The organism is Lysinibacillus sp. fls2-241-R2A-57 (genome assembly GCF_030209535.1).
Taxonomy (GTDB): domain Bacteria; phylum Bacillota; class Bacilli; order Bacillales_A; family Planococcaceae; genus Lysinibacillus.
Window position 1 is genome coordinate 16,561 of sequence record NZ_JARVRU010000046.1, and the last position, 14,046, is coordinate 30,606.

General features: G+C 35.4%; 9 protein-coding genes and 2 pseudogenes. 7 read left to right on the forward strand and 4 right to left on the reverse strand.

Going from position 1 to position 14,046, the window contains the following annotated elements; translation table 11 throughout:
- Positions 1 to 31 precede the first annotated feature (31 nt).
- On the forward strand, positions 32 to 922 hold the full coding sequence (locus QRN68_RS09790) for a LysR family transcriptional regulator (RefSeq protein WP_285396669.1): 891 nt from the start codon (positions 32 to 34) through the stop codon (positions 920 to 922).
- Between the two features lie 298 nt (positions 923 to 1,220).
- On the opposite strand, the gene QRN68_RS09795 is transcribed toward QRN68_RS09790, so the two are convergent.
- Positions 1,221 to 2,246, reverse strand: coding sequence for an S-layer homology domain-containing protein (locus QRN68_RS09795; protein ID WP_285396671.1), 1,026 nt, complete (start codon positions 2,244 to 2,246; stop codon positions 1,221 to 1,223).
- Between the two features lie 148 nt (positions 2,247 to 2,394).
- On the opposite strand from QRN68_RS09795, the gene QRN68_RS09800 reads away from it, so the two are divergent.
- Together QRN68_RS09800 and QRN68_RS09805 are read left to right on the forward strand one after the other, a co-directional pair.
- A complete protein-coding gene (locus QRN68_RS09800; protein WP_285396672.1) occupies positions 2,395 to 3,342 on the forward strand; it encodes a bile acid:sodium symporter family protein in 948 nt (315 codons plus the stop codon).
- Between the two features lie 1,144 nt (positions 3,343 to 4,486).
- A complete protein-coding gene (locus QRN68_RS09805; protein ID WP_285396673.1) occupies positions 4,487 to 5,476 on the forward strand; it encodes an aldo/keto reductase family protein in 990 nt (329 codons plus the stop codon).
- Positions 5,477 to 5,684: 208 nt separating this feature from the next.
- Here the strand turns inward: QRN68_RS09805 and QRN68_RS09810 are convergent, their stop codons facing one another.
- Complete coding sequence (locus QRN68_RS09810) at positions 5,685 to 6,584, reverse strand: LysR family transcriptional regulator (RefSeq protein ID WP_285396726.1); 900 nt, start codon at positions 6,582 to 6,584, stop codon at positions 5,685 to 5,687.
- Positions 6,585 to 6,739: 155 nt separating this feature from the next.
- On the opposite strand from QRN68_RS09810, the pseudogene QRN68_RS09815 reads away from it, so the two are divergent.
- The 3 genes and pseudogenes from QRN68_RS09815 to QRN68_RS09825 form a co-directional block, all read left to right on the forward strand.
- Positions 6,740 to 7,021 (forward strand): annotated as a pseudogene (locus QRN68_RS09815) (VOC family protein); the annotation flags it as partial.
- Between the two features lie 458 nt (positions 7,022 to 7,479).
- A complete protein-coding gene (locus QRN68_RS09820; RefSeq protein ID WP_285396675.1) occupies positions 7,480 to 8,901 on the forward strand; it encodes an anion permease in 1,422 nt (473 codons plus the stop codon).
- Between the two features lie 261 nt (positions 8,902 to 9,162).
- Positions 9,163 to 10,428, forward strand: coding sequence for an MFS transporter (locus QRN68_RS09825; protein ID WP_285396676.1), 1,266 nt, complete (start codon positions 9,163 to 9,165; stop codon positions 10,426 to 10,428).
- A gap of 81 nt (positions 10,429 to 10,509) precedes the next feature.
- Here QRN68_RS09825 and QRN68_RS09830 read toward each other — a convergent pair.
- Positions 10,510 to 10,742, reverse strand: a pseudogene (locus QRN68_RS09830) (MarR family transcriptional regulator); the annotation flags it as partial.
- Between the two features lie 469 nt (positions 10,743 to 11,211).
- Here QRN68_RS09830 and ltaS point away from each other — a divergent pair.
- Positions 11,212 to 13,164 carry a lipoteichoic acid synthase gene (ltaS, locus tag QRN68_RS09835; RefSeq protein WP_285396678.1) on the forward strand — a complete coding sequence of 651 codons (1,953 nt, stop codon included), beginning with the start codon at positions 11,212 to 11,214 and terminating at the stop codon, positions 13,162 to 13,164.
- Positions 13,165 to 13,495: 331 nt separating this feature from the next.
- On the opposite strand, the gene QRN68_RS09840 is transcribed toward ltaS, so the two are convergent.
- The gene (locus QRN68_RS09840) at positions 13,496 to 13,957 is read right to left on the reverse strand and encodes a MarR family winged helix-turn-helix transcriptional regulator (RefSeq protein ID WP_285396680.1); all 462 of its coding nucleotides are present in this window, start codon (positions 13,955 to 13,957) and stop codon (positions 13,496 to 13,498) included.
- Between the last annotated feature and the right edge of the window lie 89 nt (positions 13,958 to 14,046).

Sequence of the window (14,046 nt, forward strand, 5' to 3'; positions counted from 1 at the left end):
GTATCGAAAAAAACGATTTAGAGGTGAGAATATGGATATAAAACAGCTGCAAACGTTTTTAACAGCTTCAGAAATGTTAAGCTTTACGCAAACAGCACAGTTATTAGGTTATGCACAGTCAAGTATTACAGCACAAATTAAATCGCTTGAAGAAGAGCTAGGAGTAATCCTTTTTGAGAGGCTTGGAAAACGCATTACTCTTACAGAAGGGGGCAAGCGATTACAACAGTATGCCCAAAAAATGCTCGATTTAGATATGGAAATGAAAAAAGTAGTGTTAAATGAACAGGCACAAGCGGTATTAAAAATAGGTGCACAGGAAAGTCAATGTGTCTATCGTCTTCCAATTATTTTACAACAATTTCAAAAATCTCATCCCCAAGTAAAAATCATTTTTAAGCCTGTACACACAACCGAAATCGCCAAAGAATTATTACAGTCAGGCAATCTCGATGTAGCATTTATTACGGATGTTTATAAGGAGACACCTATGTTACAGCGAGAGCGACTTATTCAAGAGCAATTGGTTTTTATAAGTGCACTAACAGAGGGTTACGAGGGAGAAAATGTATTTTCTTTACAGGAACTATCTAAAGAAACGATGCTTTTAACGGAAAGTGGTTGCTCCTACCGTAATCAATTGGAAATAGAGCTACAACAGGAAGGTGTCCATCCATTACAAATGATTGAATTTGCTAGTATTGAAGCCATTAAGCAATGTGTGATGGCAGGCTTAGGGATCTCATTCTTACCGAAAATGGTGGTGGAGAAGGAGTTAGAAAACCATCGTTTAAAAGAACTGACTACATCAATGAATGTAGCAGATATTTTTACGGATATTGCTTGGCATAAAAATAAACATCTATCTCCGTATCTCGCTGATTTTATTGAGATTGCCATGGAGTGGTATAAGAAGTTTTAAGATCGCCTAACTGACGAATGACTAGAAAAAAGGTGCTGGTCATTGAAATCGGCAGCACCGCTAAAAAACTAGCTTGATTCACTATTAGGGATACGATTACAGTGATAGAAGTCTACCAAGAGTTGACGAAACATAAAAAAGTGCGAATGAATATTTTAATCCATTTCGCACTTTTTAGCCATTTTCCCTAAGGAAGGGGATTATGGTGACTTATAAAAGTATCGTAACGGTGCAATAACTCAAACACCTTGATGCCCCTTTATAAGTTTGGAGATTTTCAGTCGGACCCGTGTAAAACTTATTGTTTCTTTAAAGTTCCAGAAAAATTGGTTCCTTCATCATGCTCTGCACTACAATCAACCTCGGTAATTTTTAGTGCATTATTAAGACGTTCAAATTCTAGTACACAGCGATTGCCGTTTGAAGATTTGTTCATCACTGCCTTATTGCTGGAAGTAATCGTTGCTGTCCCATCGACACTCCCTGCTGCTGTTCCATCATTGGCAGTAATGAAAATATTAAAGCTTTTACTTGTTGCATTGGAAATGATGGCATCACGGCGATTAAAATCAGTGGCGCCTTTACCCCATTTATAATAGTACGAATAGTTACCTTCCCAAACACTGTTAGTAGGTGTTGTGAGCTGCATTGTTTTATCTAGCTGATTTTGGCCATTTTTCGCTCGTGTATTTAAAGATGCATTGCTAGTATTTTCATGAATTGCTTGTGCATCCTCTGAAATTTCATAAAAATTTCTTTCATCCATACGGTGGAGCATCGTAACGACTTGAGCACGTGTCATACTGTTTGTAACGCCAAAAAACTTTTGCAAATTGCGATTTTCATACTGTGGGTTTTGTCCTGTAGAAATGTAATAATCAATTAAGAACTGAATGGATTGGTCTAATCCACTTTTACCATTAACTAAATGTGAAATTGCCTGTGCCACAACACCACGCTTCACGGTAGCTGCTCGAATATTGTTATCAAAATATCCGTTTAATGGTACACCATAGCTTGCAAGTCGGTTGTAATATTCATCAGACCAGTTTGCAGCAGTGGTCTGTTTTTTTAACTCATCATACGGTGATTCAAGCTCAAAAAAATTAGCAAGCAATTTTGCGAATTGCTGCTCTGTAATGGTTGCATTGGGCTTAAATGTACCATCAGCATAGCCATTAACGATATCATATTCCTCAGCCCACATGATGGCTTCATAGGCATAGTGATCTGCTGGCACATCTTTAAAGCCAGCAGCTTGTACCGTGTACCCACTTGCCATAACAAGTATGGAAAGCAATAAAGTGGACACTAATTTTTTCATTAATCTAGTCATCCTTTCTAGCTAGTTATGTTAATAGTTTGCAGGATATGGTTAAAAACTGCAAATTTTTCTAGTATGTTTTACTAGAAAGGGCGATTGCAAAAATTGTTAAAGATAGGTGATGCTTTTATGAAAGAGGGAGCAAACAATGTTGAATAGTTTAAATAAATACCTCCAAAAATGGATGCCTATTTTGACACCGCTTAGCTTAGTGATAGGTGTGCTGTTAGAGAATGTAGGGCATCAGCTTTTATTTTTAGTACCGTGGCTGTTTGCCTTTATGACGTTTGCGGGTAGTTTAAGTATGAATGTTGAAGGGATAAAAAGTTTGAAAAAATACCCAACAGTTATCTTTATAGTCATTGCATTTTTACATGTACTAATGCCAATTTGGGCTTATTTTGTATCAACCGTTATCTTTCAGGATCATTTACTAACAATTGGCTTTGTCTTAGCGGTCGCTTTGCCAACAGGGGTAACGAGCTTTATTTGGGTGAGTATTTGTAGGGGACATCTTGCGTTATGTCTTGCGATCATTTTAATCGATACACTCATATCTCCTGTTGTTATTCCTGCTTTATTACATATTGTTGTGGGGCAAACAATCGAAATTGATACGGTTAGTCTGATAGTAGATTTACTATGGATGATTGTTGTGCCTTCTCTTATAGGCGTAGCGTTGAACGAGTTTACTAAAGGCAAAATTACGGTGACATTAGGAAGGAAATTAGCCCCCTTTTCAAAGCTTAGCTTGTTTAGCATTGTAATGATTAATAGTAGTGCAATTGCCCCGTACATTAAAAATATTAACTGGGAACTAGTTAGTGTTATTTTGGTTGTATTTGCACTTGCGGTATCAGGGTATGCACTATGTTTAGTGCTAGGTCATTTTCTTTGGAAGGATATAAGTATTATTACGCTGTTCGTTTTTACAGGAGGCATGCGCAATATTGCGGTAGGGGTAGTTATAGCGACTACATACTTTCCAGCAAAAACGGTCATGCCTGTCGTGTTTGGCATGCTTTTTCAGCAAATTCTAGCCTCGTTCTTTAGTCGAGTAATGGAAAAGTATCAGCTGAAATATAGCAAAGGTTAAATATCTGTTGATGCAAAAATATTCACTTCTTTGGAAGGAGGCATATGACTTATTATGTTGCTCCATCGAACGTTAAAATAGCCCGTAGCGGAAATCAGCCTCTTCGAATGTATAAAAATGGTTAATCAACACACCTGGCCTAGAATAATCGGCTTGTCTACATACATTTGTGGTGCAATCGTTATAAAAGAAATCCAGGCTTTAAATTATTATGCAACATCATCAAGTAAAAATAACACAGTATGAGGTTCCATTATGCTACCTTCAGAATATAATGAAGATAAATAAAATCATTTTGTTTATATTTAGGTATTTAATGCTATTAATTATATAGACCATACAATGCGTACGAATCATATTTTAACCTAAACACCAGCACTTTTTGTACTAACAATGCTGGTGTTTTTTATGTTAGGCGAAGTTTTATGAACACCATTTTTTCTCGAATTAAGAAACTTTCTCTACGGACAATTCATAAAATAGTTGAAATCGGTTTGTATTAAGCATCTGTCTTTCTTTTGGGGAACAAAATATCATTCAAGAAAGAAGAGTGAGTGAATGAAAGAGTTGGACGATTTGAAGCTGACGATTCTTCCGTTAATTATTTTGTTGATTCTTATCGTTTTGTGGATACTGACAGAGTCTGTTGGAGTAGGAATAATGATAATAGTTTTCTGGATAGGCTGGCGCTGGCTTGTAAGAAAAATAAAATAAATAAAGGCAGTAGTTGATAGTAAGCAGATTCTGACAGGAACGGTTTGAGCGGGCATAACAAAAGAAACGTTATTGCCCGCCAGAACGGCAACCACTAGTATTACTAAATAATCCTCATGCACACTCCTCAAGCTAATTCCTCCTAAAATGGAGATCCATTAACGATATTTTAAGACTTGCTAATTATTCAACTCGTCTTATCTGGGAATACGAAAACAAAAAGAATAACGTATTTTTGTTTTATGGATAGTGCGAAACCTTTGCTCGATAGCAATGTGGTAATACTCACAGCCTTGCAAACTTCTGAATACACAAAAAGGGCACTGTAGTCTTATATAAATTTTATATTAATTCATTATTAATTATATATTATCCGTATTAAAATCTGCTCTTTATAATGAAGATATCACTTTTAAAAGGAGGTACTGGAATGGAGTTTAGTAAACTTGGCAATAGCGGATTAACAATAAGCAAGATTGCATACGGAAACTGGATAAATCACGGGGGTAAAGTAGATGAGGAAACTGCAAATGAGTGCGTTAAAGCAGCACTAGATGTCGGTATAACAACATTCGATACTGCTGATGTTTATTCAGACACTAAAGCTGAAGAAATACTCGGCCGGTCTTTAAAAGGTGTACGACGGGAGAGCATTGAACTATGTACAAAGGTGTGCCATCCGACTGGTAATGGGCAAAACGATAAAGGTTTATCACGAAAACATATTCTAGAAAATTGTCATGCATCTTTGAGACGGTTACAGACCGACTATATTGATGTCTATTATGCACACAGATTTGACCCAACTACTCCTCTTGAAGAAACGATGTTAGCTTTCGCAGATCTTGTAAGACAAGGTAAGGTGCTTTATATCGGTGTAAGTGAGTGGACGGCAGAACAAATCACTCGTGGTGCATCACTTTCACGGGAATTGAATATTCCGCTCATCGCTAGCCAACCCCAGTATTCAATGTTGTGGAGAGTTATCGAAACCGATGTGATACCAACCTGTCAACGTGAGGGACTTGGACAAGTAGTATGGTCGCCTGTTGCACAAGGTATTCTCACTGGAAAATATCTACCTCAAAAACCAGTACCAACTCAATCACGTGCTAATTCTCCTGCAGGCAAACCATTTTTTCATAAACTGGCACAACGTTGGATGAACGACAATGTGCTCACGGCAATCCAGAATCTCAAACCCATCGCACAAGAGCTTGATCTTACCCTCGCTCAACTTGCAGTAGCTTGGGTACTACAAAACAAGAATGTTTCCTCAGCAATTATCGGTGCCTCGAGCCCGGAACAGGTAAGAGAGAATGCGTTAGCTTCTGGTGTCAAACTAGAACCTGAAATAATGAATCAAATTGACAAAGTTCTAGAAGGTTTCGTTGAGTACGATCCGAGTAAAACAGGTTAAGTTTTTGCACGTGATTTAACCAGAAATATATACAAAATCTTTGTAGTCTTAGTTAAATTAGAATTCTTCCACTACCTAGAGGCTGGGACATAAGTATATTTTTATAGCAAAATTAAAATTTCACATTAAAAAAGCGCGAGAAATCAACGTTTATTAAAATTGATTTCTTGCGCTTTTTAAGGTTTTAATCAGTTATTTCCTAGCCTCTTTATTCTTGATGATCAAGTTGTAAAATCGAAGACACTTCTCTAACAACTGTTAAGAAATGATCTAATACTGCAGATTTTTCATCTTGTCTCCATACAACATATAGATTTACTTTTGGTGTGGTCTCTTGGATTTTTTTATAGATAACTCCAGGATGTTTATAACTTTCGACCGACGATGGAACGACCGAAATTCCCATTCCTGTTGCAACTAAATTAACAATAGTTTGCATTTGAATAGCTTCTTGAACAACATTTAAATTTACACCATGATCCCGAAAGTAGCTAATAATTAAATCATAAAAATTGGAACCCAAATGACGCGGAAACAAAATAAATGGTTCATCAATTAACAATTGGAATGGAATTTTGGGCAATGAGGCGAAAGGGTGATCTTTATGTAAAACCAATCTTAAAGATTCTTCAGAACAAACTTCAGAAGATAGGATCCCGTTGTTCTGTTTAGAACGGATAAATCCGATATGAATTTGTTTTTCATAGAGTGCTTTTAGTTGCTGTTCCGTTGTCATTTCACGTAATATGAGTTGGATTTTAGGAAAGCGTTCTCGAAATTTATTAAGAACTTCTATAACGATTTCTGTGGAATCGACAAAACCGATTATTAAGGTTCCTATTTTCCCTTCAGCTACAAGTTGTGTTTCTTTTATGGCTCTTTCTAATTGAAACAGTGTTTTTTGAGATCCTTCTAAAAATACCTTCCCAGCATCTGTAAGTTCAACCATTCTTTTTGTTCGATGAAAAAGTTGAACTCCTAATTCGTCTTCTAATTTACGAATTTCTTGGCTTAGGGGAGGTTGTGCCATCCTAAGACGTTCTGCTGCACGACTAAAATTTAATTCTTCTGCCACCATTATGAAATATCGCATTTTCCTAATATCTATTTTCATCCATCCCTTCTATTAAAATGGCTCATCACCATAACGTATGGTTAATTTCCGTTTAGACTGCACGCTTCCTGGTGGTGTCCGATGAGCCGCTTCGATGCAGGGTCTCATCTGTGACGCGCTCGCAGGAAAGCGAGTAGCACGTAGCGGAAATTATGAAGAACGAAAGCTGTATAATTGGTCTATTCCAAGGAATGTTCGAAAAGAATATGCTGACTTTTAATCCAGGATGGAATGAAAATGCCGAAAATCTAAATTCGTTTACAGACATTCGAGATATTCAGAAACACCTTAAAGCAAAAGGAATTAAAATTTTATCTGAAGCAGATGAAACAAGCGAGGGTCCTGCAAGTTTAACAATTGAAGATCCGGATGGTAATCCTATTCTTTTAGATCAACATAGATGGGAACATAAAATATTTCTTGAATTATGAAAGAATCTATTCAAAATAATGTGTACGCTTTGTAAAGAACATTTAAAAAAAGCTCTAGGAAAGATGATAGTCTGCATTGTGCAGGTGTCATCTTTTTTAGGTTCCACTAACCTCGATAATGATTGTAATAGGTCATATAACTTTTGATTTCTCGAATTACATCCTCTAGTGTCTCACAAAGAACGATTTTTGTGGGAAGTTATCCCCGGTGGCAAACATGTTTTCTTTGTTATATTGTAAAAAATATCCTATAAAAAAGTTCATTTTTATTGTTAATTTTACATAATAGAGAAATATTTCTAACTCGAGGTTATTTTTTTCTAAGAAATGTAACAAAACTCTTTTCATCTATTACATAAAGCATATATAATACTTATGTTTTTTGGATAATGGGGAAATATAAAATCATGGGAGAAATCACTTTTGAAAATACATTGGGGTAAAGGAGCATTTACATCATGAAAGAAGAAAAAAGTGCAGTCAAATGGGTTCCTTTCTTAATTACCCTTGCTGTTGGCGTGGCTATCTGGTTTTGTCCAGTACCTTCAGGAGTAGATGAAAAGGCGTGGCATCTATTTTCTATTTTTGTTGCGACAATTATAGGATTTATCACTAAACCGTTGCCAATGGGAGCTGTATCCATTATTGCTATGGCTGTGATTGCAATAACAAATACATTAACCATTGAAGAGACATTAAGCGGTTTTGGCAATTCAACAATTTGGCTAATTGTCATTGCCTTCTTTATTTCACGTGGATTTATTAAAACGGGACTAGGAGAACGAATTGCCTATCTATTTGTTCGTCTTTTTGGGAAAAAAACCTTGAGTCTGTCTTACTCTTTACTAGCGAGTGACCTAATATTAGCGCCGGCTATTCCTAGTAATACAGCTCGTGCTGGTGGTGTAATTTTTCCAATCATCCAGTCATTGTCTCATACCTTCGGATCTAAACCAGAAGACGGGACAGAGCGTAAGATGGGTGCTTTTCTCTTGACGGTTGGTTTTCAAGGAAATTTAATAACGTCTGCTATGTTTATGACGGCGATGGCAGCGAATCCTTTAATTGTAAAGCTAGCAAGTGATACAGCTGGAGTAACTATTACTTGGTTTGGTTGGGCGATGGCTATGATTGTCCCTGGGTTAACAGCTTTAATTGTTGTTCCTTATATTATTTATAAAATCTATCCGCCTGAAATCAAGCAAACACCAGAAGCAGCAGTTATTGCTAAAAAGAAGCTGGATGAATTTGGTCCACTAAAAAGTTCTGAAAAGCGAATGATCGTAGTATTTGTTGTTGTATTGTCGTTATGGATAGGTGGAGACTACTTAGGAATTAGTGCCACTACATCAGCTCTAATAGGACTTTCCTTGCTTTTACTGTTAAACGTGTTAACATGGGCAGATATTAAAAAGGAAGAAGGGGCATGGGATACACTTGTCTGGTTTGCCACATTATTTATGATGGCATCTTTTATGAACAAACTAGGGCTAATTCCATGGTTTAGTAATGAAGTTGGTGGACTTGTATCTGGGTATAGTTGGATATGGGCTGTTTTAATACTAGCATTAGTCTATTTCTATTCCCATTATTTCTTTGCGAGTTCCACTGCGCATATTAGTGCGATGTATGCAGCATTTTTATCTGTTATGCTGCAAGCAGGAGCACCAGCTATGCTAGCAGCTATACTATTAGCGGCATTTAGTAATTTATTTGGCGCCACTACTCATTATGGTTCTGGTCCAGCACCGGTCTTCTTTGGTGCAGGTTATATTGATCAGAAAAAATGGTGGACAGTTGGATTTGTAGTTTCCGTTGTTTCCATTCTGATCTTTACTATCGTAGGAGGATTATGGTGGAAGCTTCTTGGTTATTGGTAAAATAATTAGCTTCTGTATCCGGATAGAAATAAGTTCTATCCGGATATTTTTATTGTTGACGTTCGAAGGAGAAGTAAATAGTATACTTAATTAAGGATATAATTTGGTTGGTATTTAGAGGGGCACATCATCATCATTGTTTTTAAATAATAAACTAAAAATAATTCTCTCCCGCGTTAATGGGTAGTACTAAAGTTGTCGAAGTGCTGCCAACTAATGTTGTAAACATTGAGATAAAAATAGAAAGAAGGTGTTTAATAAGTGTTTGTTCAATCACAAGATTCTATTGAGAGTTATATAGATTCACCTGAAAAGCTAAAAAACTTATATAAACGCGTGTTGATTGTTGTTAGTCTTTCCCAAATATTTGGTGGAGCAGGGCTTGCAGCAGGTATTACAGTTGGTGCTCTTTTAGCTCAACAAATGCTTGGAACGGATGCCTATGCAGGTGTTCCATCAGCTTTATTTACTTTAGGGTCAGCAATAGCAGCTTTAATCGTAGGAAAACTTTCTCAACGGTATGGACGTCGTATAGGGTTATCGACAGGGTTTATTGTAGGTGGACTAGGGGCAATTGGAGTAGTGATTGCTGCCATGATGAATAGTGTAATTTTATTATTCGCTTCTCTATTAATCTATGGTGCAGGGACTGCGACAAATTTACAAGCTCGTTATGCAGGGACAGATTTAGCCAATAATAAACAGCGAGCAACCGCTATCAGTACGACAATGGTTATGACAACATTCGGGGCTGTTGCAGGTCCGAATCTAGTAGAAATAATGGGTCAATTTGCGACTTCCATTGGTGTTCCGTCTCTCGCTGGGCCTTTTATTTTATCAGCTACAGCCTTTATTTTAGCAGGGCTTGTTCTTTTTATTATGTTGCGTCCTGATCCATTAGAGATTGCAAAAGGGATTGAAGCGCATAAACAAAAAAATAAACAAGAAAATAAGACGGAATCCTTTAATAAAGCAATCAATAAAAGAGGTCTTACAGTAGGTGCAACGGTTATGGTACTTACTCAAATTGTGATGGTTGCAATTATGACAATGACACCTGTACATATGAAACATCATGGGCATGGATTGGCGGAAGTAGGAATTGTTATAGGATTTCATGTAGGTTCTATGTATCTTCCATCGCTCGTAACAGGTATTCTTGTAGATAAAATTGGACGGACTGCCATGAGTATTGCTTCAGGAGTAACTTTGTTATTTGCTGGTTTATTAGCGGCATTCGCACCGAGCGATTCTATGGTTCTATTAATCGTTGCTCTTTCTTTACTAGGATTGGGCTGGAACTTTGGTTTAATTAGTGGTACTGCTCAAATAGTAGATTCGACAGAGCCTTCCACACGTGCAAAAACGCAAGGGAAAATAGATGTTTTAATTGCACTAGCAGGAGCTTCTGGTGGTGCTCTCTCAGGAATGGTAGTAGCTAATGCGAGTTATGCGACACTATCATTAGCAGGGGGGCTTTTATCCTTAATTCTGATTCCTGTTGTCATTTGGTCAAGAAAAGCTTGAGAGAAGTTAAATGACACTAAAGTTTTTGCAGCCTTTCTCGGTAGAGTAGGGCTGTATTTTTATATCCCGAATTTATTCCGGTTAAATATCTATACCTTGTTTCTTTATTTCTAAATCCAAATGCCTACTATACTTTTCTACGAAGCTAAGTATACTGTCAAATTATTCCTCGGTCATTCTATTAAATACGTCTTTCTCTCGCTCTTGAATATCTTGGTGCAGTTCTTCATTGTAAATTACTTTCCCCCTTGTTCAGTAAACCTAAAATAGATTTCTTCTTACTTGTCCGGTTTCTGGTAACTTTCGATTATGCCTAAAAGATTTACGCCGAGATTTAATTAAAACTTACAAAATTATAAGGTACATGTCACAAAAATTAATTGTTAAAACTAAAATTGTGTTTTAGAATAGCTATTGTTGAAAAACTTTATTAAAGGTCACTTGGCCCCAATTGACCCGCAACTAAAAACAGGTAAGAGTAAAGTAAAACAATTATATTTTACATCTGAAGATTGCAATCGATAGACGAATGTAATAGTTAAACTTACTAACTGTCTTCAATTATATTTAACAACTTGACAGAAGTCTAAATGGGGAGTAAGCTACATTAGCTGTGAAAAGCTGTGAAAAGCTGTGAAAAGCTGTGAAAAGCTGTGAAAAGCTGTGAAAAAAGCTATTGTGATGAAACTTTTTTTAAAATGAAATACTTAAAATCTAAGTTAATATACATCTAGATTTAAATTATGCTGAGGCATAATTGATTAAGTAAAAGGTAGGGCAAAAATGAAAAATTTATTAAGTAAAAAAGATAACCTATTAAACAACTTTTTAGGGATATATTTATTAGCTGTTTTAATGTTATGGATTAAAACATACATCACTCAAACAACACAATTTAAACTAGGCGTAGAAGGATTCCTTCAACAATTCCTTTTACTAATAAATCCACTAGGTTCAGCAATGTTATTTCTAGGATTTGCATTTTTATTTAAAGGTAAGAGAAAATATACATCACTAGTTGTAATTTACACTCTGATGTCTATTGTTTTATATTCAAATGTTGTTTATTACCGATTTTTTAGTGATTTCATTACACTGCCCACAGTTTTCCAAACGCAGAACTTCGGAGATCTAGGTAGTAGTGTTATTTCTTTAATAAAGCCTTATGATATCTTGTTCTTTGTGGATGTATTTGTAATGTTTTACTTACGATTCTCCAAAAAAATACAAAAAGAAACCAATCGTTTTGGATATAAAAAAGGAATGGCAATCATTGCGTGTGCATTAGTAGTATCATTCCTAAATTTAGGACTAGCTGAAGCTGATCGTCCGCAACTATTATCTCGAGGTTTTGATAGAAACTATATTGTGAAATATTTAGGAATTTATAACTATACGATTTATGATTCAGTAGAAACTATAAAAGCATCTTCACAGAGAGCTTTGGCGGATAGTAGTGATATTACAGAAGTGATAAACTATACAAAAGCTAACTACGCCAAACCTAATGCAGAATATTTTGGTAAAGCAAAAGGAATGAACGTCATCTATTTACATTTAGAATCATTCCAAAACTTTCTTATCGACTATAAATTAAACGGTGAAGAAGTTACACCATTTTTAAATTCATTAGCAAAAGATAAGAATACAATGTATTTTGATAATTTCTTCCATCAAACAGGTCAAGGTAAAACTTCCGATGCAGAATTTATGCTGGAAAATTCTTTGTTTGGGTTACCACAAGGATCTGCTTATATTACAAAAGCACAAAATACGTACCAAGCAGCGCCTAGTATTTTAAAAGATTATGGTTATACATCGGCTGTATTCCATGGTAATAACGGAAGCTTCTGGAATCGAAATGAGATTTATAAATCATTTGGATTCGATCACTTCTATGATGCTAGTTATTATGACACGGGTTCTTCAGAAAACATGGCTGAATATGGTTTGTTAGATAAACCATTCTTTGAACAATCTAAAAGTCTTTTAAGTTCGTTACCACAACCTTTTTATACGAAATTTATTACGGTAGGGAACCACTTCCCATATCAAATGAATCAAGACTTAGTATCAATTGATAAAGCTAATACTGGAGATGTAAGTGTAGATAGTTATTTCCAAACAGCACGTTATGCAGATGAAGCAATCAAACAAATGTTCAATCAATTAAAAGAATTAGGCTTATATGATAATACGATGATTGTTCTTTATGGTGATCATTACGGTATTTCAGATAATCATAATGAAGCGATGGGACAAGTCCTTGGAAAAGAAATTACACCATATGAAAGTGCTAATTTACAACGCGTACCATTATTTATCCATGTTCCAGGAATGCAAGGTGGAACCAACCATACTTATGGTGGCCAAACAGACCTTCTTCCAACGTTATTACATTTACTAGGAATTGATACGCAAAAATTTGTTCAATTTGGTTCAGACTTATTATCAAAAGAGCATGATGAAGTTGTACCATTTAGAAATAGCGATTTTGTCAGCCCTACGATTTATTCAATTAATGGAAAATATTACGATAATAAAACGGGTTTACTACTAGATGATAGTCAATTAGAGTTTGCAAAAACTATCAAAAATGAAGTGGATCACAAATTGGAATTATCTGATAAAGTCGTGAATGGTGACTTATTGAGATTCTATACGCCAAATGGTTATACTCCAGTTGATCCTTCTAAGTATAATTACTCCAAAGATGCAAATGGAGAATCTAATTAACAGTTGTAATTTGTTGGCAATTCAAGAAGATGTGTTTGATATCATAGAGTTTATTATCCGATTGCTTTATGGTATCTTACCGTTATCTTGAATTGTCTTTTTATATGTAATAGTAAGGATAGAACAAGTATATTTTTAAAGCAAAATTGAAAATTTTACATCAGAAAAGCGCGAGAAATCAATGTTTCTATAATTGATTTCTCGCGCTTTTTATGGTTTTGACCAGTGTTATCCAAGTCTCTGGTGGATGTCATTCTTTTCAATTTTACTCCCATAACTAATAATAAATAATTCCTTAATCTGGAGTAGGATATCAATACACCGTTGATTTTTAGTCATTAAGCACGCTTTGTGTTCTACGATTGATTACGTTTAAGACTGTAATATACTTTTGAAAATCTTCAGCTGTAAATTGCTCGAGGTTTTTTAGGTAATTCCTATATTCCTCTAGATCTAGCTTCTTATGATATTTATAAACTAATTTGCCTTTTGGTGTTAATTCAATATTCAATTCTCGATAATTGTCCGGATTTCTATATTTAACTACTAAATCCTTTTTAATTAGTTTATCAACCATTTGAGAAACAGCGCTTTTTGTGCAATTTTTAATTTTTGCAATTTCAGAAGTAGTAGTTTTTACCTGATCTCCAATTAAATTGAGTGTATGTACCTCTATCATATACAATTCATCTTCTGTTCCATATTTTCTTGGAATATTTTCGTATGAACTAATTAGCCGAGATGTCTCGTAAATCGTTTCCATTAGCTCATAAAAAACTTTCTCTTTATCCACAATGCAGCATCCTTTCCATAATTAGAAGATAAATTTAATTTTATTTTAACATATAGGAAATCTTTAAATAACCATTCGTTTTGAATACG

Bases quoted from the DNA above. Each gene is read 5' to 3' on its own strand.
- QRN68_RS09790 (WP_285396669.1), top strand. From the start codon at position 32: ATGGATATAAAACAGCTGCAAACGTTTTTAACAGCTTCAGAAATGTTA.
- QRN68_RS09795 (WP_285396671.1), bottom strand. From the start codon at position 2,246: ATGAAAAAATTAGTGTCCACTTTATTGCTTTCCATACTTGTTATGGCA.
- QRN68_RS09800 (WP_285396672.1), top strand. From the start codon at position 2,395: ATGTTGAATAGTTTAAATAAATACCTCCAAAAATGGATGCCTATTTTG.
- QRN68_RS09805 (WP_285396673.1), top strand. From the start codon at position 4,487: ATGGAGTTTAGTAAACTTGGCAATAGCGGATTAACAATAAGCAAGATT.
- QRN68_RS09820 (WP_285396675.1), top strand. From the start codon at position 7,480: ATGAAAGAAGAAAAAAGTGCAGTCAAATGGGTTCCTTTCTTAATTACC.
- ltaS (WP_285396678.1), top strand. From the start codon at position 11,212: ATGAAAAATTTATTAAGTAAAAAAGATAACCTATTAAACAACTTTTTA.